Source organism: Providencia sp. R33 (assembly GCF_019343475.1).
Classification (GTDB): Bacteria; Pseudomonadota; Gammaproteobacteria; order Enterobacterales; family Enterobacteriaceae; genus Providencia.
The window spans coordinates 3,043,430-3,070,123 of sequence record NZ_CP072453.1; the positions used below are offsets into that span (position 1 = coordinate 3,043,430).

27 protein-coding genes are annotated in these 26,694 nt (G+C 39.5%); 3 read left to right on the forward strand and 24 right to left on the reverse strand.

What is annotated here, in order from left to right:
* Positions 1-360 precede the first annotated feature (360 nt).
* Together J6836_RS14290 and J6836_RS14295 are read left to right on the forward strand one after the other, a co-directional pair.
* Complete coding sequence (locus tag J6836_RS14290) at positions 361-699, forward strand: helix-turn-helix domain-containing protein (RefSeq protein ID WP_219244668.1); 339 nt, start codon at positions 361-363, stop codon at positions 697-699.
* Between the two features lie 87 nt (positions 700-786).
* Positions 787-4,002 (forward strand): ATP-binding protein, encoded by a 3,216-nt coding sequence (locus tag J6836_RS14295; RefSeq protein ID WP_219244669.1) that lies wholly within the window; start codon positions 787-789, stop codon positions 4,000-4,002.
* Here J6836_RS14295 and J6836_RS14300 read toward each other — a convergent pair.
* The 6 genes from J6836_RS14300 to J6836_RS14325 form a co-directional block, all read right to left on the reverse strand.
* A complete protein-coding gene (locus J6836_RS14300; RefSeq protein ID WP_219244670.1) occupies positions 3,968-4,621 on the reverse strand; it encodes a response regulator transcription factor in 654 nt (217 codons plus the stop codon). The genes J6836_RS14295 and J6836_RS14300 overlap by 35 nt on opposite strands.
* A 144-nt stretch (positions 4,622-4,765) precedes the next feature.
* Positions 4,766-5,749, reverse strand: coding sequence for a fimbrial protein (locus J6836_RS14305; RefSeq protein ID WP_219244671.1), 984 nt, complete (start codon positions 5,747-5,749; stop codon positions 4,766-4,768).
* Positions 5,750-5,758: 9 nt separating this feature from the next.
* Positions 5,759-6,481: a fimbrial biogenesis chaperone gene (locus J6836_RS14310; RefSeq protein ID WP_219244672.1), complete on the reverse strand. Its 723-nt coding sequence runs from the start codon at positions 6,479-6,481 to the stop codon at positions 5,759-5,761.
* Positions 6,482-6,490: 9 nt separating this feature from the next.
* Entirely contained in the window at positions 6,491-8,953 is a 2,463-nt protein-coding gene (locus tag J6836_RS14315) for a fimbria/pilus outer membrane usher protein (protein WP_219244673.1), read from the reverse strand.
* A gap of 157 nt (positions 8,954-9,110) precedes the next feature.
* Positions 9,111-9,644, reverse strand: coding sequence for a fimbrial protein (locus J6836_RS14320; protein WP_219244674.1), 534 nt, complete (start codon positions 9,642-9,644; stop codon positions 9,111-9,113).
* Positions 9,645-9,862: 218 nt separating this feature from the next.
* Entirely contained in the window at positions 9,863-10,165 is a 303-nt protein-coding gene (locus J6836_RS14325; protein ID WP_219244675.1) for a helix-turn-helix domain-containing protein, read from the reverse strand.
* Positions 10,166-10,681: 516 nt separating this feature from the next.
* On the opposite strand from J6836_RS14325, the gene J6836_RS14330 reads away from it, so the two are divergent.
* Positions 10,682-11,056 (forward strand): DUF1992 domain-containing protein, encoded by a 375-nt coding sequence (locus tag J6836_RS14330; RefSeq protein WP_219244676.1) that lies wholly within the window; start codon positions 10,682-10,684, stop codon positions 11,054-11,056.
* Between the two features lie 2 nt (positions 11,057-11,058).
* On the opposite strand, the gene J6836_RS14335 is transcribed toward J6836_RS14330, so the two are convergent.
* The 18 genes from J6836_RS14335 to J6836_RS14420 form a co-directional block, all read right to left on the reverse strand.
* Positions 11,059-11,760, reverse strand: coding sequence for a helix-turn-helix transcriptional regulator (locus J6836_RS14335; RefSeq protein ID WP_219244677.1), 702 nt, complete (start codon positions 11,758-11,760; stop codon positions 11,059-11,061).
* Between the two features lie 384 nt (positions 11,761-12,144).
* Positions 12,145-12,480: a tRNA-binding protein gene (locus J6836_RS14340; RefSeq protein WP_219244678.1), complete on the reverse strand. Its 336-nt coding sequence runs from the start codon at positions 12,478-12,480 to the stop codon at positions 12,145-12,147.
* Between the two features lie 193 nt (positions 12,481-12,673).
* Entirely contained in the window at positions 12,674-13,000 is a 327-nt protein-coding gene (locus J6836_RS14345) for a DMT family transporter (protein WP_004907976.1), read from the reverse strand.
* 22 nt (positions 13,001-13,022) lie between these two features.
* A complete protein-coding gene (locus J6836_RS14350; protein ID WP_219244679.1) occupies positions 13,023-13,445 on the reverse strand; it encodes a DMT family transporter in 423 nt (140 codons plus the stop codon).
* A gap of 53 nt (positions 13,446-13,498) precedes the next feature.
* The gene (locus J6836_RS14355; protein ID WP_219244680.1) at positions 13,499-14,188 is read right to left on the reverse strand and encodes a hypothetical protein; all 690 of its coding nucleotides are present in this window, start codon (positions 14,186-14,188) and stop codon (positions 13,499-13,501) included.
* Between the two features lie 14 nt (positions 14,189-14,202).
* Complete coding sequence (locus J6836_RS14360; protein WP_219244681.1) at positions 14,203-14,847, reverse strand: phosphate propanoyltransferase; 645 nt, start codon at positions 14,845-14,847, stop codon at positions 14,203-14,205.
* The gene (locus tag J6836_RS14365; RefSeq protein WP_219244682.1) at positions 14,844-15,260 is read right to left on the reverse strand and encodes a BMC domain-containing protein; all 417 of its coding nucleotides are present in this window, start codon (positions 15,258-15,260) and stop codon (positions 14,844-14,846) included. Before J6836_RS14365 ends, J6836_RS14360 begins: the two co-directional genes overlap by 4 nt.
* A gap of 13 nt (positions 15,261-15,273) precedes the next feature.
* Positions 15,274-16,224, reverse strand: a complete 951-nt coding sequence (gene cutD, locus J6836_RS14370) for a choline TMA-lyase-activating enzyme (protein ID WP_219244683.1) — start codon at positions 16,222-16,224, stop codon at positions 15,274-15,276.
* Positions 16,225-16,301: 77 nt separating this feature from the next.
* Positions 16,302-19,733 (reverse strand): choline trimethylamine-lyase, encoded by a 3,432-nt coding sequence (gene cutC / locus J6836_RS14375; protein WP_219244684.1) that lies wholly within the window; start codon positions 19,731-19,733, stop codon positions 16,302-16,304.
* 59 nt (positions 19,734-19,792) lie between these two features.
* On the reverse strand, positions 19,793-20,923 hold the full coding sequence (locus tag J6836_RS14380; protein WP_219244685.1) for a 1-propanol dehydrogenase PduQ: 1,131 nt from the start codon (positions 20,921-20,923) through the stop codon (positions 19,793-19,795).
* 8 nt (positions 20,924-20,931) lie between these two features.
* Positions 20,932-21,189, reverse strand: a complete 258-nt coding sequence (locus J6836_RS14385; RefSeq protein ID WP_047757248.1) for a EutN/CcmL family microcompartment protein — start codon at positions 21,187-21,189, stop codon at positions 20,932-20,934.
* 26 nt (positions 21,190-21,215) lie between these two features.
* Positions 21,216-22,829 carry an acetaldehyde dehydrogenase (acetylating) gene (locus tag J6836_RS14390; RefSeq protein ID WP_219244686.1) on the reverse strand — a complete coding sequence of 538 codons (1,614 nt, stop codon included), beginning with the start codon at positions 22,827-22,829 and terminating at the stop codon, positions 21,216-21,218.
* Between the two features lie 69 nt (positions 22,830-22,898).
* On the reverse strand, positions 22,899-23,177 hold the full coding sequence (locus J6836_RS14395) for a BMC domain-containing protein (RefSeq protein ID WP_006658501.1): 279 nt from the start codon (positions 23,175-23,177) through the stop codon (positions 22,899-22,901).
* 14 nt (positions 23,178-23,191) lie between these two features.
* The gene (locus J6836_RS14400) at positions 23,192-23,476 is read right to left on the reverse strand and encodes a BMC domain-containing protein (RefSeq protein WP_042845468.1); all 285 of its coding nucleotides are present in this window, start codon (positions 23,474-23,476) and stop codon (positions 23,192-23,194) included.
* Positions 23,477-23,496: 20 nt separating this feature from the next.
* Positions 23,497-23,775 (reverse strand): BMC domain-containing protein, encoded by a 279-nt coding sequence (locus J6836_RS14405; RefSeq protein ID WP_004249182.1) that lies wholly within the window; start codon positions 23,773-23,775, stop codon positions 23,497-23,499.
* A 616-nt stretch (positions 23,776-24,391) separates the two neighbouring features.
* Positions 24,392-24,910 (reverse strand): FidL-like protein, encoded by a 519-nt coding sequence (locus tag J6836_RS14410; RefSeq protein WP_219244687.1) that lies wholly within the window; start codon positions 24,908-24,910, stop codon positions 24,392-24,394.
* A complete protein-coding gene (locus J6836_RS14415; RefSeq protein WP_219244688.1) occupies positions 24,907-25,755 on the reverse strand; it encodes a transcriptional regulator in 849 nt (282 codons plus the stop codon). Before J6836_RS14415 ends, J6836_RS14410 begins: the two co-directional genes overlap by 4 nt.
* Before the next feature lie 58 nt (positions 25,756-25,813).
* Complete coding sequence (locus tag J6836_RS14420) at positions 25,814-26,386, reverse strand: TetR/AcrR family transcriptional regulator (protein WP_219244689.1); 573 nt, start codon at positions 26,384-26,386, stop codon at positions 25,814-25,816.
* Between the last annotated feature and the right edge of the window lie 308 nt (positions 26,387-26,694).

The window sequence follows — 26,694 nt, forward strand, 5'->3', positions numbered from 1 at the left end:
AACACTAATAGTAGAAGGCAAAATTCCAATCACTCATATAATGAGTAATCAAGGGAGTATTATTTCAACATGCTATATAAACATAAGTTTTTATTTTAAAAAAATAAATATTTTCACAAAAAAAATCACAATATCATTTTTTATTTAAATCTATTGTGATACAAAAATATTCAAATACAATAAGAGTAAACATTCCATAAGAAATAAAAAATAAAATAACTCATAAAAACAATCAATAAAAAATCAACTCACAACAAATATTAAAATTAAGGAATACCTTATATCCATATAAAATAAGAATAGTCATAATTCTATAAAAACATAGCTTTACCAAACGAGAATAATGAGAGAAATATCAAAATGAAAAAGAAAACCACTACATATTACATCAGCCAATTAGTGGGGAAATGCTTGCAGGAATACAGAGTTGAACTAGGAATCAGTGGTAATAGCATTGCAACCAAGCTAGGTATCAGTCAACAGCAATTATCTCGTTATGAACGAGGCGAAAATGCTCTAACTGTCGATGTTTTATTTAAATTTATTCTTATTCTTGGCATTAACTTCCCAGAATTTTACCATCGGTTATTCTATATTATTAGCCGCCATCCAAAGTTATCCCGCTATATATCAAATTTAGATGGGTTTGGTTGGGGACTAGATGACTTAAAAGACTATTATCAGTCAACAATTGTTTAACTTTTAGAAAAATAATCATTGTTCAATTTATATTTTATATTATGATGGAAATCATGGAGTTTGCCTATAATCATTGAGAATAGCGCCATGACCAATTCCTCTTCAACGGCATTTTCGCGAATAACACGCACCTCTGGGCGCACTAATAGTATATTAACGGTAGCTCTTCCTCTCCTGTTTATTCTCATTGCAACTCTAGTTTGGAGTGCAGAACGAATTGTTCAACAAGAAACTAAGCGGCTCGAGGTAGATTTTAGTACACTTATTGGCTATATACTTGAACAAGAAAAATTTTTAATTGCACTAAACCAGCAAAATCAAGACTTATCAGAGTTAGTTGAAAGCCGAACTTTCTCAATAAATTACCAAACCCCCCCTAAAAAATGGCCTTTACGATTACTGGAAGGTAAAGAATCGATTGTTGCGATGCCATTCACCTTAGGTTGTAATGAAAGTTTAGAGTGCTCCCGAGTACCGAGCATACTCTTTTCACTTGGCGCATATTTAGCAGATTTTTATTCTACATTTTGGGGAGGATCATATTACCCTGCGGCTGCTGTATTCTTTATTAATGAACATGATCATATAAGTATCAGCGTTCCTTCCGTTGGCACAATTATGGGAAATGAATCAATATCCCCTGAATTATTTCATGCGGTCACTGACAGTATTCGTATCAACCTTCCCTCAATCAAAAAGCAGCTTGAAGATGCACAAAAAAATCATGAAAAAGATACTGTTATTTGGATAAGGCAATCCGATTCTACAAATAATCTTATCGGTGTGATCCCAGCTGGTTTCGATACACATTTGTGGAAAAATGCGCAATTATCACCTAAAGATATTTATACAGTCTCTTTACTAAGCCAAGTCAGAATTAGCGTTTTTGAAAAAATACTAAACCCAACACTGACACATCAATTTTGGTTAACTCATAATGAATTTGGCCAGCTATTAGGTGATACAAAAATACCATATGATGCTAATGAAGGACTTTCTTATACCAAAGATGGACTTGTACTTAAATTAGCCTCTAAAAACGAAGAATGGGATGGGTATTACAGAATTAGCTACGCGGCATTTTTTGAAGATAATATGTGGTTGCCCATTAGTCTTATAACAGCTCTTTTCTTTAGCTTTTTTTGTGGTTGGGGCTACCACCGTTGGTATCAACGAAAAATTCTACAACCCGCCATTAAGTCCCAACAAATCATTTTAGACAACGAAGCTTTTAATCAAACACTTATTGCCACTACGCCTATTGGCCTATGTGTTATTGATCGAGAAACTCAGCAACTGCGTTTCGCGAATGAACTTGCACAATATTGGCTTAAAATCTCCGACCTTTCCCAGCCTCATAACTCTAATGAATATCAAGAACTTCTCAAACATGTTATTACCAAGAAAAAAGATGTTAAAACAACACAAAAATCAGGAGATCACGTTCTATATATTGTGAGTACAGCAACAAATTATCAGCAACGTTCTGTCATTTTATGTGCATTTACGGATATAACGATACAAGCAGAAACTGAGAAGCAGTTAGATGATGCCAAACGGTTAGCAGAAGAGGCCAACCGAGCTAAATCGTCATTTTTAGCAACAATGAGCCATGAAATTCGAACACCACTTTATGGACTGATTGGTACGTTAGAATTACTTTCTAATACCGCATTATCTTCTCAGCAAATTAATTTTATTAATCGCATGTCCACTACATCACAATTATTAATGCAGTTAATCGGAGATATTCTAGATATCAGTAAAATCGAAGCTAACCAGATTCAAATTCAAAATCAACCATTCGACCTTTTAGAATTATTACAACAAATAGTTCAATTATATCAAGGCTTAGCACAACAAAAAGAGCTAGCCCTCTTTACGATTATAGACCCTAGCATTCAATCCAATAGAATTGGAGATACCGCAAGGCTACAGCAAATTATTGGGAATTTACTCAGTAATGCGATTAAATTTACGCAAAAAGGTAGCATTATTGTAGAACTTAAAACAAGCACTAATGACAATATATTAATTCGCGTTATTGACTCTGGTGTTGGTATTAATTTAGAGCAACAAAAAAAACTATTTGAACCATTTTACCAAGCACACTCAGAACCTCATACATACGGAGGTACAGGGCTAGGCTTATTTATTTGCTCAAATCTAGTCAAATTAATGGGTGGGCAAATAAGCTTGCAAAGTAAACTTGGACATGGGAGTTCTTTTCTTATAACTCTGCCTCTTAAGCTTGGAAAACAAGAAACTATTTGGGCTGATTTAACTAATACATATATTTGGATTCAAACCGTCAATCCGTTACTCACCCAAAATCTCGCTCAATGGTTCAAAAAATGGGGAGCTACAGTTTATTTATCACAAGATAGCTTACCTGAGGATACCTCATCTATTATCGCCGTTGGTATACTAATAGAGCAGCTTTCATTACCTGAAAATTGGGCTGGAAGAACATGGTTCGCCTCTGAAAACCATTTCAGATTACTCGAGCTCAACCAACAATTATTTTTATTAAAAACGAATAAGCATTTAACAACCTCATTAATATGTCCCATCCCCCGTGCTCTGACACAGATTGGCCGATTTCCATTAAAAGTATTAATTGCAGAAGATAACCCAATAAACCAAGTCGTTCTTCAAGAACAGCTTGAACGAATTGGTTGTCACGTTTTTACAGCCAGTGATGGTGAGGAAGCTTTAGTTATTTGGGATAATGAGGTTGTTGATATTATTCTTACAGACGTCAACATGCCATATCGCAACGGTTATGAACTCGCAAAACAGCTTCGTCTTGAAGGGGAAACCTGCCCAATCATCGGTGTAACTGCAAATGGCCTAAAAGAAGAGGAAGAACGTTGTCTACAAGCAGGAATGGATGCTTGGATTGTAAAACCAATAGAATCAGAAACTTTAGTTCATCTTTTTAATCGTTTTTTTCCTATCTACCATTCCTCTTTTTCTGAAGATGAAGTAATCAGAGCCATTAATCCACTTCATGGCTCTGATAAGGAAAATGTTATTTTACAATTTAGCACTGACATTCAAGCTTTAAACCAAGCGATAAGCAACCAAGATATCGAAATAACAAAGCAACTCTCACATCGACTACGTGGAGCATTAATTACGGTAGAAGAGCACGAGCTTGCTGATAAACTTTTAAAATTTGAAAAATCATTAAATTTAGAAACTGCAAATTCAACTGGGTTTGACCTGAGTATTTGCTATGATTTAATAACCTGGCTCAACAAACTTAATCAAACAGATGGTGAGTCACACAGTAGCTAATTAAAGCCTGATTATTATCAACACCTAATTTACGCATCGCAGCATTTTTTTGTAAGCTAATTGTTTTATCACTTCGATTTAATAGCTTAGCAATTTCAACAATGGGCTTGCCTTGTACAAATAGTCGTAGTACCTCTAACTCACGAGGTGATAGCGTTTTTACGCGTTCATCAAGCGTTGTCGCATTACGGCTTTTTAATGTTGTGGTTAAATCAGCAACCGGTCTGCGGTATTCTTGGCCCTGCCCCGCTAACTTTATTGCTTTCATCAAATCCTGCAAAGAAGCCTCTTTTGAAACTACAGCACTTACACCACTGTCATACAACATCTGTATGAGCATGGGGTTAGAAACCATAGTTAAAACGACTAAAGCGATGCTTGGATACTTACGACGTAAAAACTGAATATAATTTTGGCCGTCACTTGATAGTGTATTATTGGGCATCATATAGTCAGTCACAATAACATCAACAGTATTGTGTTTTAAAAATGTAAATAGTTCCGAGTCTTGGGTAAAAGCCCCCATAACAGATAAATTTGATGATTGTGATAAAGTATCTTTCAATCCAGAGAGAACAATTGGATGATCATCAACTAAAACTAATGATAGCTTTTTCATCGATATTACTCGTTATCAGGGTGATTATAATTGAATATACCACCGTTTATAGAAAGTCAAATTACGAATATCATTTCAAATAAATATTTTAAACTTTAAAACTGTCAATTTTACTTTTACAAATAAAAACAAACACTTATTCTTTTAGTAAGACACAACAACCCGGATTGTTTTTGAAAATGGCCCTGAACTTATCGTACTCCCTGGGACTTTATTTAAAATCGCCGTATAAGGAACATTAACTGATGATTGCGGTAAAACTTCACCAATCGCATAATTTTGGTTGTAATTTATTTCGGTCGAACCGCTTTGCAACATCGTTTGCAATCCATTTCCCATATCAAGATATTTACCACCCAAAATAGTATTATTATTTGGTTCAAAACGAACAGATACATTTAAGCCTGTTGCACAATCAGGGGGAACGGCCATCATTAAATGAAAAGGTCGGCTAATTGAATCCCCTGCGTTCATTTGCTTTGGTGAAACTGTATCAAACTCAATACTACCACCGTGTGATACGGACAAATTAATCGCTGGGGTTGGGCAAAGTAGTGTTAAATTACCGACAATATGAGCATAAACGGGCACCCCAAGGTACTTTGCTTGGTAATCTTCATGATATCCGAGCATAAAATTCCCCGTATCAAATGGCTTTAAAGCATTCGCGCCCTTATTAACCGCAAAGTTATACATTATCCCAATATTCGTCGTAACGCCTACGGCAGGCTGACTCCAGTAGCCTAAGTCAATATTAGGTACACTTGGATTGGTAATTGTCGCCGTTATACCGCCACCAATTGCACTTCTTTGTGTCACAGTTACGCCGCTATTAATTAAAAGCGACTTTATCTCTGCAGGCATGGCATTTTTAAAATAAACATGATTAGGTGTAGCTACCGTTCCCGTAAAATCACATGAAAATGATATAAAAGAAGATGCTGCAGATGCTAATAATGTGCCAGTCGCTATTGTCGAATTGCTATTCGTAATTTCGAATGTGATGTCTTGTTGTATATAATCAGGTCCTGAGTTTACTCGGCAATTTGATACCGCTGCAGATACATTAAAACTGAGAAATATAAAACCGAATAAAATAACTGACACTATTTTTTTAAAATAGAACATAGAACCCTCTTATTCTTTTTCTGCATTAAGCACACATGATGTATTACTGCATGAATAGGTTAATAATTTAGGGGAACCATAATCATCAATATATGTTACAACTATTTCAGATGCATTCTTTTGTTTATCAGATAAAAAATAATTTGTATTACTATTCGGTTTAATGATTATTTCTTCAAAATTAGCAACCTTACTTTTATTATCATTAATATTGATTACAACCACATGATAAGCAGTCGGGTTTACCAGCTTTAATGTGCTTCCCATTTTTTCAATTTTAAGCTCTTTTTGCCAATTATTATCTGCATACTTAGTTATTCCCTTTGGACGATAAAACAACTTAAAGCGGGACTGAATGACAATTTCAACTGCATTCTCTAATTGGCTTTTAGGGGGAATACCAAGCACATTAAAATAAAATAATGATTCTTTATCGTCAGGGATATTGAGACTATTATTCGCTGTACTAATCCTAATTTGTTTCTTTTGGTTCGGCTCAATACGTTGTAATACAGGTAATGCCACTAAAGGATCCGTAATTTTCTTACCTTTTTCATCCTCAATCCAAGACTGAACTAAGAATGGATCTTTACTATCTGTATTTTCAACAACCACACTAACGCCCTTACTCTTTTCATCATAAATAACGCGTGTTCGGTCAACTGAAATTGATGCATGTGTATATGTGCTTACTAAAAGTAATGCGCTCATTATTAATTTTAAATTTTTCATAATCTTCTACTATTTATAACAATTTATATTTTGAACATTAGTGTTATCTAGCACAATTCGGCAAGACTGACTTCCATTCCATTTAACAATTAATTTTTGATTCTGTTGAATACCTGCCAAATAAACTTCCCCTTGTTCAGCAATCATACCCAATACTTTCTCACCATCAGAATCATAAACTAGTGCACCAAATGGTGGTGTTTTTCCATCAGGGAAACTAATTGTTAATAGTGCTTTCTCACCCATAATAGTGTTTAGTTTTGAATATCCAACCGCACCATCTGTCAGTGTTGACTCAACAACGCTATCATCGATACTGACATTTGCTGGTATATTATTTAAATCTACATACTGAGTTGATCTGTAATAAGTTGGTACGTTGCTGATTGCAGCTAAGCCAAACCTATTAGTTATTGATTCATTTTTATTAATAGACACATCTTTTGCTTTATTTGTATCTATAACCATTCTTGCCTGATTCTCATAAACTCGACGATGTAAGACTGGCCCCTGGCTTGTGAGTGTTAAAGAGCCATCTAATGAACCACTCGCTGTATGGTAATCATTGCTATAAGCCCCAGTAAACTGAGCTGTGCCATATTGAGTATCACGATATAAAGAGGTATTAATGGCGGCATTCTCGAAAAAGTCTTTACTCGACAAACCAATATTTACATTATTACCATTCATTTTGGTGTAATAACTCACATTATTACTATACTTTTTATCTCGGTCATTATAAGAAGCAAAGTATTGTAATCTAGAATCTCGTTCCTCTCCCAAAGGAAGGCTTAAAGACAGATAAGCTTGTTTAGAACGTTTTCCTTTTACATAACTACTTTCACCAATTGAAAAAGATAAAAGTGCATTATTGATAAAATCATTTTTAATCGTTTTATTAAAAGATAAATTTAATGTGTCATTACTTTTAGATTCATTCCAGTAGCTTTCTCTTGAATAACTCAAACTTACATCTGCATTCCAATCAGGGACTTGCTGAGTAAAAGATGTTGTAAATACATTTTTTTGCCGATAATAATTTCCAGAAGGGTTACCTTTAGTATCAATATAATTATTAACTGACATAAAGCCTTCATTAGAAAATTGGTATCCTGTCAAATCAAGGCGGCTAGTGTTTGAAAAACGTTTAGCATAATTAATTCGATAGCTTTCCCCTGTATGCGAAGCAGCATCTTTCAATTGGTTTCTAGATTGTGTAATATCAAATGACATCGCACCAAAACGTTCCATATTTAACCCAACACCCACACTATAGGCATTGTATTCATTATCAGAAGTTGCAAATAACCCACCGAATGCAGATAAGTTATTTAAAATTCCCCACGAAAATTCTGTTGAGATAAAATCATTTTTAACATTCTTATATCCCATAGGATCGAGCCGACCCGCGTTTAATTTATACTGAACCATACCTGGTCGCGTTAAAAATGGAATGCTTGTCGAAGATATCTGGTACTCCCTAATAGAGCCATCCTCTTCTGTTACCTTAACATCTAATGTACCTGATAAAGAGGAACTTAAATTATCAATCGAAAATGGTCCAGGAGCGACTTTAACTTGGTTTAATATCCGTCCATTTTGCGATACTGTCACTGTCGCATTACTTGTTGCTATTCCTGAGACATTCGGAGCATATCCTCTTAATGAAGCAGGTAACATGTTATCATCGGTGAAAATACTAACTCCATTAAAGCGAACAGAGTCAAATAACTGGTTAGCTGTATAATATTTTCCAGCAAAAAATTTAGCTGATAGACTCGGTAAATCAGTAAAAAGGTAAGTTTGAACCCATTTGAAATTATCATTCTGGTTATTGTTAAAATCTTTCAAGAATTGATAATTACTGCGTAGTCTCCATCGCCCAATATTAGTGCCCACGGAACCGAATGAGCTCAAGTTATTTGTGCTTTCATTATTTTTATACTTAAAGTAATTCTCGATGAGATTGTAATCAAAAACTAATGCATTAATACCGGTCTCACGCTGCATAGGAGGAACCCAACTATCATCCGCATACAAAAAATAAGCTTGTGGTATTGATAATGCTAGCTCTTGTTTTTCATCATCAAATCTTGATGTAATGTTTTTATCCTGTGATGATAAATCATAACACTGGCCATCTTGCCATGTAGGGGTTTCATTGATAAATTCTTCTTTCAGCCCAATAAGCTCTACTAATTTTTGTGAAATACAAGGCTGAGCTTTCCCTTCTTTATTCAAAAAATCAATTTTATCAAAAAAATTAATTCTTTTTCCATTTACAGAAACATTTGAAAAATAGGCACCTTCAACAACTGCATTTTTTTCAAAGGCGCTTAAGTCAATATCTGAATCACCAGAAATAGACAAAGCATCCTGATTAAATTGGACTGAGTCTGCATTAACATAGTTTGTATAAAAAAATAGACTAGATATAAAACTAGCTACTATGTTTTTTTTAAAATTATCCATTTTCATTAGCCGGAATATTCTGTGATTAATATATTTATTATTCTCTTATTTATAAATAGCCGAAAACGCTATGAAATATTCATTTCACATAGCATAATCGGCATATTAATAACTAAATAGAAAATTTATTTATAGCAGTTAAATTACTAAGATATGCTTATTGATAATCTAGAACGTAAGCGACTGTTGATTTCACTGAACCTGCTGTCGCTGCACCTAATGCTTGCATACGAGCAGATAAATTAATCGTATTAGAACCTGCATTTAAATTTTGAGTGATAATATCACCTGTTTTTAAGTCAGTACCATTACCATTCTGGAATAAAATACCAACATTCTGTGCTGTACCGCTGTTTGCCCATAAAGCACCAGCTGCATCCATTTGCCCTGTGAACTTAACAGTGACTTTAGAGTAATCTGTACCGCTTGCTGATGGGTCTAACACACAGTCAGCCAGCTCTAGGGTAAAATCAATATTAGGACCTTGCGCACCCGCTGTTTTTAAAGAAACAGCTGGAACAGAGCCTAACTGAACTTCTTTATTAACTGATGCTGGTGCGATAGTGCAAGCGCCTGAGTTAACTGTACCGTTAAATTCAATAGTACCGCTTCCAAGATCTGCGGCAAATGAAGTTGATGCAGCAGTGAATGTTAAAGCAATAATTGAAGAGGCTAAAAGCGTCTTTTTCATTTTTAAATCCTTATTTCATAATATAATTGTTACACAAAGAAGTTTCTTCGTGTGAGATAACAGTGATATCTGCAATTGCAAATATCACTAATTAGATTCATATGTTGTCTTTGCTTATTACGTTTAAGTCCCCGAAAACATGTGCAATAGATTATTATTTAATTGGAGTAATAAATATAAGGAAACCCTTAAAAGACTTAATAGTTATAACTCATTAATTAATAAATATTTTTATCTTCTGGAGGTAAATTACTATTTAAATCATCACTATTTAGCCAAGAATGATCAATAGACTCTAAGGAAGATATGTCCTCAAAAAAGTAATGAATACTTACTTTCAAAAAATTTGCAATAACTACTAAAGAATCAATATCAATTCGATTAACGCCTCGCTCATATCGAGAGAATTGTTGCTGACTGACATGTAAGTATGCTGCTAATTCTGTTCCTGTAAGCCCATGTTCTTTTCTTAATCTTTTTATTTTACTCCCTACTATTTTGGCAACGGGGTACTTAGGCATTATTTACCTTCCATTATTAAAGTTACATCTAAAAACCAAATCCAATACAAGTACAACACTAACGAGTGGGCAAATAGTAATTAAACAAAATAAAAATAACAAACTGGTGCCCGAGTAAACATCCACTCCAATTCATCAGTTTAATTTAATGATTGTGATTTTTTTTGATCTTTATTATTTGTTTTTCAGTCTTTATGTTCAGTTCTGCAAAACAATCATGAACAAACATATCTTTTTTCAGGTAAACTCAATTGATAAATATAGTGAATTATAACACTTAAGCTAAAAATACAATTTTTTACACTGCACAAGTGTTATTGGCCCAATCTATTATCAAACGATACAGTGAAAAAAACAAAACAATTCATTAACATTTATAGAGGGGAGTTTAAAAATAATCATTATTAACTATACAAAAATAGCAGAAAAACTGATTGTTCACAGAAAACAGTCTCGTTTTACCGCCCTAATTGAAAAAGATATAATGAGAGAAATTTTATTACTGGTCTAAATATTATGTCTATTATTGACCTCTGGGCTGAACGCCATATTCAGGAGTCCTTAAATAAAGGGGAGTTGTCACAGCTTAATGGCGAAGGTAAACCACTACACCTTGAAGATGACAGTTTAGTTCCTCCTGAGTTAAGAGCTGGATATCGCTTATTAAAGAATTCGGGGTATTTGCCTGCCGAGTTGCAGCAAAGAAAGGATGCGCTAACACTTAGCCATATGCTTCAAGGGCTATCAATTGATGATCCAAATTATGCCAATGTGAGTAAGCAGCTCGCATTACTTGAATTAAAATTAAGGCAAGCTGGCGTCAATACTGATTTTTTACAGGGTGAGTATTCGCAGGCGATTTCGACACACATGGCACAGACTGAGAAATAACTTTAACGGTGTATTATTGCTTGTGTTCGGTATTCAAGCGGGGTTTTGCCATAGTATTTTTTAAATGCATGGCTAAATGCAGAGTGGGAATCATACCCCACACAAAGGCCTATCGTTTCTATACTGCTGTTGGTGAGCAACAAACTCCCCGCGGCTTCCATCCTTTTTTGTTGGATAAATTGCATCGCCGTTAAATCTGTTTCGGCCTTAATTCTTCGTTGTAACGTACTGACTGACATGCAAAAAGCCAATGCCATATCTTCACAACTAATGGGCAGATGTAGCCGTGTTTCAACCCACTGGGAAACCGCATCAATCCACTGACTTTCGGGTTTTAATTGCGCCAACAGTAAACGTGCCACAGCAAAATTATTTTCAGATGCCTGGGGAAAGCTTTGTAGCCAGTGAAGTAAACCAATTGCTGATGGCGTAAGTGCAAATTGGGTCATTTTTTCGTCTAGCGCCCACTGCGCGGTGGCTGGCATTTCCAAAACGTAGTTTTGGTTACCTTCTTGGCCGCTAAACGCATGGCTCACACTTGGCGGGATCACGATACCCTTTCCTGCATCTAATTGAAAATGCTGCCGATACATATTGATTTCCATTTGCCCAGATAACGACAATACGACTTGCCACTGCCCATCATGTTGATGAGAAATGACCTCGTCAGAATATTGCCGAAAATGCAGCTCAGGTAATCGCAAAGGAAACACTCCACTAATACAGATAGTCGCAGTATAACCTTTTTACCTATAAATGGCAGTGATGCCAATATGGCATCACTTGAGAATTCAAATAAATATAACGAAAAATTATATCAAATTAAATGCTCTAAATAGTTCGTGCTGTAGCAAGGCGGCAAACACAGTTATCCCTAGGAACATACAAAAGTATGTGACTAGGGTAACTTTGTGTAGCCAACAACGTGATAGAACGAAGTATGACGACCAAGAAACAATGCTCTAAATAATTCGTTTTATCACTAGGCGGCAAGCAAACGAGATCCTAGGAGCATACAAAAGTATGTGACTAGGGCGAGTGAGTGTAGCCAACAACGTGATAGAACGAAGTATGACGAGCATTGAGCATTAGGCGAGTAAAGCGCCGTTTGGAAGAGGCAAATTAAATTCAGCAAGAACAATAGCCCCCGTTTTATCAGGTGCCCCTGTAATCAGCACTTCCGACTTAATCCCTGCAATACGCTTTACTTCAAAGTTACAAACGCAAAGAATACGCTTGCCGATTAGGCTTTCAGGCGTGTAATTGACGGTAATTTGTGCGCTAGAGCGTTTAATACCCAGCTCCCCAAGATCAACTTCCATAACATACGCGGGTTTCTTCGCTTTACTGTTTAGCTCTGCACTAATAATGGTGCCAACACGCATTTCAACACGGGTAAAATCACCCCACTCAATAGTTTGCATACCTTCATTCCTAAACTAAATCATTATTGGTCACTAAATTAGCATAGGACACGCAGAAGGCATTATCGCCAAACAATCATTTTATATTGCAAAAAACTCAATAGTCTCAGATGATTTGCAAAAAATAGCCCTCAACAAAAAAACGATTGAGGGCAAACAATGATCGAGATAAAGAGCAAGAGTAAAATAAGACTTACATCGTTGAGAAAGTATTCATAATTATTCCACCAGAGATAATTAACCCCATTGCAAATACCGCAGGGAAATCTGGTTTTTGTTTATATAAAATCATGGAAACTAATGTCACTCCGACAATACCAAACCCACACCATAATGAATAAGCCACCCCGACAGGGATATATCCCATTGCACGGGTCAGAGCAAAATAACATAAACAATAGGCAATGATCACTAAAACAGACGGGCCTAATTTGCTAAAGCTATTGGTTTTTTTAATCATTGAGGTTCCAGTTATTTCAGAACCAATCGAAAGTGCTAGCCATAGAAATCCAGTAAACATAATCTTTCCCCTTAAATTTTAATTAATGAACAGCTTTATTATTGGTGGATAATAATGACTCTTTCGTTTCTTTATTGGGTGCTTCGACTTCTTCTTCAGCCCCCATTTTGGAGAACAGATTCATGATAACAATGCCACTTGCGATCACTGCCATACCAATCATTGCTGCCGTATCAGGATGTTGCCCATAAAACAGCATGCCCAGTGTGGATACCATGAGGATCCCAGTACCTGACCATGTTGCATAAGCTAAGCCTACAGGGATATATTTAACTGCTCGGGAAAGTGAGTAATAACAGATAACATACAATACAACGATCAGCGCTAATAATAGGGATTTTGTAGTACCCTCACTATTATCAAACATTTTCAATGTAGAGGTTGCTGAAGTTTCTGAAATAATAACCGCCAGCATCCAAAGCCACGATTTTGCTTTAGGGGACATAGATAATACTCCTACAATAAATAGACAAATTAGATTAATTTAGTTTTGATATCTTATTTCTTTAAAGATTTTAAATAATCGATAGCTGAATCTGTTAATTTATTATCATTCGCAATATACCCTCCAGGGTTTTTCATTACTTCATTTAAAGTAATATAGCGACTTTCGTAGTGGTTATTTTTAGGCTCTATAATTTGATTAACATTATTTTTTAAAAGCTTATTTTCAATTTCATTGAATGTATTAAATTGCACGCCCAACGAAATAATCTTCGTCATATTTTCTTTAATCAAGTTGTTATAGTGTTTATTTTTATCTAAACCTAAAATTTGGTTGAGTTCACTTTCAGGGCAACAATGGTGTTTTAATGCCAATACAGGAATATTTTGTGCAAGGGCATGCAAGACCAGTTGGCTTTCCTCACTAGTAAATAAGCCGTTTGCGACTTCTCCAACCACCTTGGCATCAATAAAAGGCAAAAATACGCTGTGATAACGTCCTAATGCATTTAGCTGCAACGTATTTTTATCAAACATTGTTCCCAGCGTTGCCCACTGCTCGAAATACGGTGTTGATGGCATTAAATCCGTAGCATAGAGTGAAAAAGAAACCGATGAAAATTGCGTTAGTCTTTGATAAATCGCCTGTTGGTAGCCCTCGACTGGGGATAACACCACAAGAACGCGTTGATTTAGCTGCCATACAATTTGTTCAACTATCTGCTCAATCTGTTTTTCGTTCACCTTGCCACCATCCTTTAACCAACAATAAATACGCTGTCATTATTGCGCAGACCCGCAGCGTTGGCTTCGTCAGTATCAATATGAAATTCAAGGGAAAACCGCTCATCCACACGGACAACAACTTCATCAAACACTAAACGGCGCTCACCTTCCGTGCGAATATTGACCTTTTGCCCATTCACCACGTTTAATGCTCTAGCATCCATCGTGTTCATATGAATATGTCGCTGTGCACAAATCACTTGAGATTCAAGGTTTGCATGCCCTGCTGGACCAATTAATAGTGCACTACCAGAATCCGTTAAATCCCCAGACTCCCTCACAGGCGCTTTAATCCCTAGGGCAAAGCAATCCGCTTTTGAGACCTCTAATTGGCTTTTTGGGCGTACAGGGCCTAAAACTCTAACCTTACTGATTGAGCCTTTTGGCCCAACCACCATTACGCATTCCTTCGCTGCAAACTGCCCAGGTTGCTTGAGATCCTTAAACGGCGTGAGTTGATAACCTTGACCAAATAAGGCTTCAACATCCTGCTGCGAAAGGTGCACATGGCGGTTAGAAACACCGACAGGGATCGCAATCGCAGGCTGCATTCCACTTGCGGGGCTGTAAGTTGAAAGGCGAGATAAAATTTTGCCCATCAATTGCTCATTCATCATGATTTTTTACCTTTACGCAGGTCATTTTTGGGCTCTTTAACGCTATTTTCCGTCACTTCTGGTTCAGCTTTTTCCTCGGTAACCAAATTTTCTTTTGGTTTTTCAGTTTGTTCGACGCTTTTTGCTAACTCACCCTTTTTGCTTTTTACTGTTAATAATTTTGTAATCACACTTTCTTCAGGGCGCGCAATCACCAGTGATCCTACGCATAATTGGCTATTGCTGATTACCGCAATACCGTGATCGACGGCGGTACGTACTGCACTGATTTCCCCTTGAAAGCAAACGGAAACCAAGCCAGATCCAATTTTCCGATAACCGACAATCTCAACACTCGCGGCTTTACACGCTGCATCAGCCGCTTGTATTGCGGATGTCAGTCCCCGAGTTTCAATCACACCTAAACTTTTCATCTGTCTCTCCTACTTAGTGACGAACCAGTCGAATATCAAAATCAAACTGTTTAAAGAACGCTTCCAATTGGTCTAGCTCTTCTGCGCTATAAGTTGGGTCTTGCTTCACTGGGTAAATCATGTCCAGTTTGTCGTATTTACCGCGCCCCAACTGGTGGTAAGGTAGAATATCGATACGTTTTACATTTCCGCGTTTGGCTAATTCCATCGCGTATTCAATAGCGCCCGTGATGGCATCGTACGAATCGTTATACCCACGAACCAAAGGCATCCGCACCACTACGTTTGCACCTAATTCAATAAGTCTTTCAAGGTTTTGGCGTACATTCTCGTTACCAATACCAAAGATACTTTTATGCTGGGCGCTATCGATGTGTTTGATGTCATATAAAAATAAATCAACAACTTGGGCGAGCTTTTCATAGTTGGCTAATGATGTTGTCCCTTGGGTTTCTACCGCGGTATTGATCATCATTTTTTTGCATTCACGCAGCAGTTCAACAGCGAAATCAGTTTGCAGACTCATTTCCCCGCCACCAATCGTGACACCACCGCCAGAGGAAATATAAAAATCATAATCTTGCATAATAATTTCCATCATTTCTGCGACTGTGACATCTTTGCCCATGATGTCTAACGCACCGCCAATGCACACCTCTTCACACTTACGACAACCAATACAATCAATGCTACGATTAACACGGTGAATCTGCTCACCCTGCTCATTAGTTGTTTTGTAGTGAATACCTGTTGGGCAAACATCCACACACTTACCGCAATTGACACATTTATCGTGGGAAAACATCACTTGAAATTGGCTACTTAACCCTTCAGGGTTCGCACACCATGGACAACGAATATTGCACCCTTTAAGGAAGATCAGCGTGCGAATACCATCGCCGTCATAAATGGAATATTTTTGGATATTAAATATCCGACCTTTAATATCTGCCGCGCTCATCATTGCACCTCAAAAAATGACAAAACTTATTGTTTTTATTCTGAAATGGCAGGTATGTTGCCATACCTGCCAATATCGATTTAAAACTTCTCAATCACGGTACGGCTAATAATTTCATCTTGAACTTCTTTACAGAGTTCGACGAAGTAAGCACTGTAACCTGCGACTCGAACGATTAAATCACGATATTTTTCAGGCTCTTGCTGTGCTTTTTTCAGCATTTCATTGTCGACATAACTAAATTGCATTTGGCCATTACCTAAAATAGAAGCGGTTCTTAGTAAGGTAATTAAGCCGTGGCGACCTTCTGGCGTATCCAACAAGCCTTTTAAGAACTTAAAGTTATGCACCATACCGATGTTCATTGTTTCCACATTCATCTTACTGATAGATTTAATGATGGCGGTTGGGCCTTGTTTATCCGCACCTTGCGTTGGGCTAATACCGTCTGATAATGGCATCCACGCCAAGCGTCCATTGGCACTCGCGGCAGTCAATTCCCCGATGGGGGTATTATTAGAAATCGACAAGGTTCCGTGGCTGAATGTGGAGTACAACATGTCGTATTTACGGCACTCACGCTCTGTCCACTCCGTAATATCCAGCGCATATTGGTCAACATAGTTGTCATCGTTACCAAATTTCGGTGCATTTAAGCAATCGCGGCGCAGCTCGTCATAACCTTCAAAGTTAGCTAATAGACCATCACGTACTTGCTCAAGGGTGTAGCGTTTATCTTCATAAACCAGTTTACGAATGGCGGCGAGGGAATCGACGTAAGTCGCAAGGCCAGAGAAAATCAAACCTGGGCCGTGGTTAACCATCGCACCACCTGCCGCAACGTCTTTGCCTTTTTCCATACAGCCTTCCACCAGCAAGGACATTAATGGTTTTGGCGCAACATCACGGTGTACACGTTGGCTAATCACTGTACCGACCGCAGATAAACGGACGATATGGGCGATTTGTTGTTTCACTGCGCGGTCAAAGTCTTCGAAGGTCCTCAAATCACGCAGATCACCCGTATCTAAACCTTGGTAGCTATCAAATAGCACCATGCGACCACGGTTTAAGACAAACTCAATGGCGATTGGCCACTGGGTGTAACCTGTTGATGTCCATTGATAAATTCGGCCTGATTTTTGTGGTTCAACGCAGCCCATCAAGCAGTAATCACGTGCATCTTCAAAATCAAAGCCTTTGCGCAGCATCATTTTGATGTGGGAATCATCGAAGTGGCAGGCAGGGAAGCCCATACCGGCTTTAACGACATCGACAATTTTTTCCATGTATTTTTGTGGTGATTGGTTATGGATACGGCAAGCCAGTGATGGCTGGTATACTTTAACAAAGCGCACTGCATCCATAATTAAGTAGGTCAGGTCATTACAGGCATCACCGCCTGAGCGTTTTTGCCCGCCCACCGTTAAGTTGATAAACGGCTGGTAACCCGCAAAATATTTCGCCCCTAACTCACTGGACATCCACATTAATTCAGCACATTTGATGATAAACGCCTGCATCATTTCCAGTGCTTGGTCTTGTGTTAGGCGGCCTGTTTTGATGTCGTTTTCATACATCGGTAAGCAATATTGGTCGAGGCGCCCTAAAGATAGACCCGTTTGGTTTTCCTCGATTTCAAACAGAGACTCCACCGTCCAAATGCTTTGCAATGCTTCTTGTAAGGTCACTGGTGGGTTGGCAGGCACATTTTCATTCACTTGCGCGATAGTCAGTAATTCTTCACGGCGTTTTACGTCCGTTTCTTTCGCGGCTAATTCACGTGCATGCTCTGCAATGCGGTGTGCGTAAGCCACAACGCCTTCACAAGTTTCAATAGACGCTTTATAGAAATAGATACGGTCGATATCATCCGGGTTTTCCATGCTGAGCTCGGCCAGTTTCGCCTGTGCATCTGCTTTAATCCCATTCATACCTTTAGTGAATAATAAGACGTCGTAGCCTGGGCAAGTATCGCCCCCACCGTTGATTTGGTGATAGGACAAATCACTGACGAATGTTTCGCCACTAAACTCCCACACACCTGCCTCACGGTATTGCGCCTCACAGATTTCATCTAATGAGCGGCCTTCCCAGAACGGTGCGATATCTTCACGAATGACTTTTTTGTCTTCTTCAGAGATAACAAATGGGTCTTGTGGGCGCGTGCTCATGGTGTCGAGTTCTTCGACCACCCAGCGCCATGCGATATCTGGGGAGAATGCACCTGCACGTGGTTTTCCACATGGATGCCCAACAATTAACTCTTCTGGTTGGATTAAGATTGGTGCGGTTTCACATGCGCGGCGAAACGCTTTTGCGCGCAGTAAAATCGGCGGTAAACCTGGGTTATTTTTGACAACGTCAGTAAAAGCTAAAGCGCGGTAAATAGAGACGCTTGGGCGCGCTTCCAAGTAGCGATTACGCAGGCGTTGTAAACGTGGGGTCAACCCTTCCATGACTTTAAATTCTGTCTCAGCTTGTGCAGACGGTGCAACATAACTGGCATTTGGAGCCGAATATTGTGGTTGCGTACTTGCTTGGCCGCAATATAAGCGAACTTTTAATCCATTATTAATGGCCATGATATTCTCATGAGCCGATAACATCATGGAGGATAATTCGTTAATACATACGCGAGGGTCGGTTAAATACACACCGCCTTTTAATGCATCAAACATTGGGTAACCATCCACCACTTTTGTCGAGCGCACTTCAGAAAGCTCCGCCAATTTTAGCCATAAACTTTCAACCACTTCATATGCTTGGGCGGGTGTTAAACGGCCTTGCTCGATGTCTCGTTGGTAGAATGGGTAAACCGCTTTGTCAAAGCCCATTGGGTTAACTGCGTAGCTACCATTTTCCAGATGCAAAATAAGCTGCAATAAATAGAACGCTTGGCAAGCTTCTTTAAAAGTCTGTGCTGGTTTGGCAGGAACATTACGCAAAATTGCCGCACTTTCTTGCAGTTCTAAACGGCGGTATTGGTTTGATTCCACCGCAGCCATGCTTTCCGCTTTCGATGCAAGGGATTGTGCAAAATGAATAGCCGCATCACAGGCATAAATTGCGGCGCGGCAGTTATTTGCCTCATCAATACTATTGCGGCTGACCGCGCTACCGATGTTTCTAACACGGTTTTCCAATTGGGATTTAATTTCTAAAAAACCGATGTTCAATACGGCCAAATAGTCAGGGGCATCAACAGTGCTATCCCCCGCTAAGAAAGTGTAAATGCTGTTGCTGTGAATTTCATTTTCAGTGAAGAAAATCGCACCACGTGGTGTGGAGGATTGGCTACCAATAATCAATTCATCTTGCGCGATAAACGCAGGGAAATGGCGGATAAATTCATAAAAACGTTGAGCAGGTTTAATTGCCTGCGGTGCACCCGAAAGTTGGCTTTCCAGTGCTTCTAAAATGTTGGCACGTTCAGTAATAATTGAGCTATTGCGGGCACTTAAGCGTTCAGCCAGCATTTTTACGCGTGGGGTCAGAGCATATTTAGTCATGTTAGCCTATCCTGATGTTTGTTCTCGTTTGTTGTTCATCACCTAACAGCTTGCGGCTGTTAAAAAGATTGCCGATATAGCGTTTCAAGTTGCACTTGGTTCACATCCCGTGGATTGGTCGGAGTGCAACTATCACGCAGTGCTTGCCCCACCATTTCCCCTAAACGGGCGTTAAAATCAGTTTCGTTAATGCCTGTAGCTTGAATGCCATTTGGCATATTCATTTCATCTTTCAATACGTTGATTGCCATAATCAGGCTTTCAACGCCTTCACGTATATTTGAGGCAGGTAAATTCAAATTCTTCGCAAGGTGCGCATAACGCTTCGCCGCGTCGGTATCACAACGCCCTTCTAACTCGGCATTAAATGCCACTACCTGTGCCATCAATAGTGCATTGGCACGGCCGTGTGGAATGTGAAACACACCGCCTAATGCGTGAGCTAAGCTGTGCGTGATCCCTAAAGAAGCATTGGTAAATGCCATTCCTGCAATACAAGAAGCGTTATGCATTTTTTCGCGAGCAAGCAAGTTGCCCCCTTCGCGGTAGCAGTCAATCAAATGACCGAAAACCAGTTGCACCGCTTTTTCCGCTAATGCATCAGAAAAATCAGATGCAGTGCGGGAAACATACGCTTCTAATGCATGGCAAAGCACATCCATCCCTGTATCTGCAGTAATTGAAGCAGGTACTGATTTCACTAAAACAGGGTCGAGGATTGCCACATCGGGCAGCATAAACTCATCCACTAACACCAATTTTTCAGAGTGAGACTTAATCACTGAAAAACTGGTCACTTCAGAGCCTGTGCCGCTGGTTGTTGGGATGGCAATAAACTGCGGTTTTGCCCGATTGGCGTCATTTTTCGTGTGCCATAAGGAGTAAATAATCGCTTTCGCCGCATCAATCACAGAGCCGCCACCCAGCGCAATCACCACATCGGGATATTGCACATCCATGATTTTCATGCCTTTTACGATGGCTGAAATATCAGGGTCTGGCAGGACATCGTCATACATTGAGAACGCAATGCCTGAGTGTGTTAACCGACGAGTGACTTCCTCTGCTAAACCAAACTTCACCATGGCTTTATCGGTCACGATAAAGGCCTGCTGAGCTTGCATCGTTGAGATGAAATCCAGTGCATTAGCACCAAATTGCACTCGCGGTTTAATGAGAAACTGGTTCATGCTGTTGTTTACTCCTTGGTATAAACCTTTTCGACAATGGCAACCACTGACATGGCTTTGTATTTGTCTTTGTTCAACGCGAAGTACGCTTCGGCTAACACAATGTCGTTGATACCTGCGCCAACGCTGTCTACCGCCACATACGTTCGGTCTTTCAACGGTTCAAGGTCATCCCCCAGCGCAGCAACCATCAATAAATTGCTTCCGCTAAGTTCTTGGCATTTCTGCGTTGCGACAACATGCCCGATTACTTTTGCCAAAATCATGGTTTATACCGCCTTATTTCAATGAGTTACTTATTTAGGCGACCGAGAACGGCCTTGATGATTTGCTCAACATTTTCCTCAGTGATATCACCTTGAGAAACCACCGCTTCCGTGATGGCCGCCGTGCTAAAACGGTTGTCTGCGGCATTAGAAACAGGCGCAGAAGCCGTCACTGGCTGGCGAAAACGGTCATCATCTAAAATGCTAATTTGCGGTTGATTTACCGTTGTTGAAACCGCAGGCTGAGCAACTGAGCACGGTTGTGCTGGCTGTCTTAAATCATCAATAGAGCGCACGCCATAACCCACTTTACGAATGTTCAGCAAGTTCATTGGCCCGACGTTATCTGAGCTCGAACCGCCACCCACTGCACCGCAACCTAAGGTTAATGCAGGCGTAATGTTGGTCGTAGCCCCAATACCACCCAGTGCCGCAGGGGTATTAATTAAAATACGGTTAACCGGTTTTTCGAGGGAGAACTGGCGGATCACATCTTCGTTTTGCGTGTGGATCACCAGTGTGTGGCCTAAACCTTCGTTGGTCAGTAAATCCACCACACGATGGCAAGCAGATTGCCAATCCTCTTCGATATACATCCCTAAGATTGGGCACAGTTTTTCACGGGAATACGGGTTTTTCGGTGAAACGGTGTCTTGTAACGCAATGAGAACACGAGTATTTGCAGGTACGCTAAACCCTGCACGTTGGCTCAAGGTAATGGCATCTTTCCCAACCACTTCAGGGTTGATGGTGCCATTTGCCCGCAATAACATTGACGCCATGCGCTTCGCTTCGTCTTCATTCATAAAGTAAGCGCCTTGCGCTAACAGCTCGCGGTGCACTTCGTTATAAATACAACGTTCGACGATAATTGATTGCTCAGATGCACAAATCACCCCGTTATCAAACGTTTTACTGGTGATAATGTCATTCACGGCTTGTTTGATATTGGCACTGCGCTCAATAAAGGCAGGGCCATTACCCGGACCGCCACTGATTGTTGGCGTACCCGATGCATAGGCTGCACGCACCATGCCCTCCCCGCCAGTCGCTAAAATTAAGGAAACATCTTTGCTATGCATCAGCTCTTTGGTCGCTTCAAGGGTCAGCATCGTGACGCCATCAACGATCCCTGCAGGTGCACCCGCTTCTAATGCCGCTTTTTTAACGATGTCTAATGTGCGGAAACTACAGGCTTTGGCATTAGGATGCGGGGAGAAGACAATGGCGTTACCTGCTTTTAAGGCAATCAACGTTTTGTAGATGATGGTCGATGTCGGGTTTGTCGATGGCACCAGTGCCGTGATCACCCCTAATGGAACGCCTACATCCATGACTTTGTTGATTTTGTCATCATTAATGATGCCAACGGTTTTGAGATCTTTGATGTGTTCATAGACACGCATTGAAGCGAAGGTGTTTTTCAGGACTTTATCTTGCCACTTACCAAAACCTGTCTCTTCATTGGCCATTTTTGCCAGCTCTTCAGCGTGAAGGGCGGATTCAATAGCAATGTGTTTAACGATACTGTCGATTTTTTCCTGCGAAAATGTCGCAAAAACTTTCTGCGCTTGTTTCGCGTTTCTAACTAGCTCTCTTGCCAGTTGTCTGGATTGCAGATCTTTATCTAATGCAACCATGTCTTCCCCCGTATCGGAGTCAAAATTAACTAATTAACTTGTTGTTTTATTTACTTATCAGCCAACAACTTAGGCTTTGTGTTGCTGTGCAATTTTGCCGATATCATTATGCGGTCTAGCAATCACACGTGATGTCACCACGGTGCCAACACGTTTTGCAGCTTCAACACCCGACTCAACGGCTGCGTTAACCGCACCGACGTCACCTTTCACCATCGCAGTCACCAGCCCTGAGCCGACATTTTCATAGCCAATCAGTTCGACATTAGCGGCTTTACACATGGCATCAGCGGCTTCAATACAGGCCACTAAACCTTTGGTTTCGATTAATCCAAGCGCTTCTTTCATAAGTAATTTCCTTTTTATTCCGTGACTTTATACTGGGCGACGATTTTCTGAATATCGCTGTGAGGACGTGCAATCACCAGAGATGTCACAACAGTGCCTACGCGAGAAGCCGATTCAACGCCTGAATCAACCGCTGCTTTTACCGCGCCCACATCCCCTTTCACCATTGCCGTCACTAAACCTGACCCAACATTTTCATAACCAATCAGCACAACATTTGCGGCTTTACACATCGAGTCAGCCGCTTCAATACATGCCACTAACCCTTGAGTTTCGATAAGACCTAATGCGTCACCCATGTTTTTTCCTCCGGAAAAAGTTATGCCTTATGTTTAATCACAATTTTGTTGATATCGTTATGTGGACGCGCAATGACCAGAGACGTCACGACTTCGCCAACACGCTGAGCAGATTCAACACCTGAATCAACCGCCGCTTTGACTGCGCCAACATCACCTTTAACCATTGCGGTTACGAGGCCTGAACCCACATTTTCATAACCGATTAGCTCAACGTTTGCGGCTTTACACATTGCGTCAGCCGCTTCGATGCAAGCTACCAAACCTTTAGTTTCGATAAGACCTAATGCATCACCCATTGTTGTTTCCTCCGAGAAGCCTTCTTCATTTTTCTTTACCGCGCTCTTTAAGTTGATGTGTCCGAATACATGTTTCTTGCAGAACCGAGGTAATCATTTACGCCAACAGTGTCTGCGCGGTGATTAATTGAACGCAGCCTTTGGCTTCAAACTCACTATAGAGACGAAAAATAAAAACAAAATATAAATCCACAATAAGTAGATACTTAGAATATTTAACTAAAAATTAGATTTCAAAGGTCTTCAATTCACATAACCATGCTAAAAAAACGAAAAATTCACGCATCCGTCTGGTGAATAAAAAACACGAAAAATAGATTACGGATTAATCGAGGGGGATTGTTAACAGGATATTATTAAGCTGATACCAAGGGGTAATTTACACAATGATAATTGTGGGACAGCTCACTGGCTTATAAGCATTGTTCGCAAACGAAGATAACTTTCTGCATGACGAAAACAAGAAAAGCTCAGCAATCTAGGGCAAGACATTCACACTAAGATAGCCTGCAAATAACACTAAAGTTGCTCATCATTTCAATGGAAGTTAAAGGCAGTTAGAAGGGGAAAACGCTACAACAATAGGACGACTTTAATACTCTCGGCAGGCATTTTGCTAATCAAATTTACTGCCGGGCTTTAATGTGCAGATATAGAGTGGGGAGTTAATTGAACTTAATAACAGCGCTTTGTCATTCAGCTTTTGGGCGTTAAGAAATAACCCATCATGGCTATCAGACATTTCTCGCATAAAGTAGTCAAAAATCACATCGGGGGATTCATCAATGGAAGAGGCACTCGATTCCCATTGACTAATATTATAATGGCGCTCCGTTGGGGAAACGCGTTTGGTCGTATAATTAAATTTCACATAGCGCTGTAAATACAACCATCCTGCTTTAGAGTCTGTATAACCCTCAACGACAATAGACCCTTTTCCATTCGCCCCAAAATTGAAGTGAATATTGCCATTAACGTTTTCATCTTTCATATTTTCAAAACGCATAATACCTTTGGTCGAACAAACCATTAAGCCATCTTGCTTATTAGCAAATAAAACGGATTGCGTGTAAATCACCACCACAATAAAAAGCAAAGCACTCAGTAAACATAATACTTTCCCAGATATTTTCATGATGGCTTCCAAGAATAATAAAAATAGTTATCACAGTAGCTAAAAGGATTATCTTCATTTACTGCGCAATGGGCTAAAAACACACGTCCTAATCCGTTGGTTTGTAATTTATCCCCATAGAAGAAAACAAATCGCTCTTTTTCTACACAGGCAAGATTTAAGTTATTTCTCACCTTGTCAAAGTTTTGCACATAATTTTGCGCGACAGTGCCGTTAATCATTTTTTCATTTGAAAGCACATCGCAACCAGCATGTTCCAGCACAGTCATATTAATCGGTTGGGATGGCTGATTTGATAAATAAGCCATAACTAATAATAAGATAGAGCACAGCAAAAATGCACCACTGGCAAAATACCAGCACATTTCTCTTTTTGCTTTGGTGAATGGCTTGGGGGGTAAGACAGTGGTTGTTTCTGGGTTAATTAATGGCGGCTCATTAACAGGTGATAATACAACTTCGGCGGCATCTATCTCACTCAAACTTTTAATAAATTCCGCGGGGTGCATTTTGGCATCATTCAAACGCTCTAACGTTACCTCTGAGTTAAATTCCAATCGCCCTCTTGCTACCGTAATAATGATATTTTCAATACCATACTGGCGAAATGCTTTTCTTAATAAGCTCAAATATTGGTTTAAATTACTGTTGGATGAAACTAACCCATTATCATCCCATACTACTTTTAAGACATCGTCACGGGATACCACTCCCCTATTTTGGATAAAATAATAGAGCAATGCATTGGCGGTAATAGACAATTGCGTATCCACTTCATCTTCTTTCAAAGACAAAGTGCCATCAACTGCATCATATATAATGAAGGCATTGATTTTATATTTCACTGTCGCCCCATGTTTTTATTATATTAATGACGGTATTTTCGGTGTTTACTTATCCATATTAAGGCAGTTTTTCAAACGATATCGCCGTTAAACGGCTGACAATGGCATCACGTTCTTGTTGCGATAGCGTTTCGCCCTCCGTTAACGATGACAACCACAAGCCGTCCGCACCATAACGCACTAGCGCCCCTAAATAGCTGTTATCGAACTCATCACCTTTAGCTAAGTGGCCCAGCACCCAATCACGCCAGCATTTACGCAATACAGGCTCATTTGGCATGGCCAAAGACAATAACGCGAGCTGGAAACTTTCATCTGACTCTTTTAGCTCGCCAATATAGTGCAAATACGCACGAGAAAAACGCCCATATGTATTGGTATCATTTTCCATGATGAGGCTAATTCGCTCATCCATAATGCCCAGCAATTGCAGAAATAACGCGTGGATAAGCTCTTGTTTGCTCGGGAAATGGTGCATCAGCCCCCCTTTGCTGACACCCGCTTCTCGTGCGACAGCATTAAGCGATAATGCAGAAATGCCTTCCCTACCCGCAATGATGCGAGCCGCTTTTAGTAGCTCCACTTGGAGTTTGATAGGGTCTTTTTTTCTGTGCTGCGCTGTTTTATTCATGCAATGGATGATACCGACCAGTCGGTATGTTTCATTTTGACCGAAATCAAGTAACCCTGTTTTGTTCAAGGTTAAATCAAAATAGTGGAATGGGACTCACAATATCCATTTTAGATAAGCTATAAGCCCATAATTAATTGATAATTTAAAATTATTTTGTATTTTGATTTTATTGTTTTGGCTGACTTTACATTTAACTTAGTTTTGCACCGATTCGGGTTATGATGTTTAATAATGGGTGTAAAATAAAATTCTGACAAAGTGCAAATTATTTGTCACATTCGTCATCAACCGTCGATAGAAGAGGT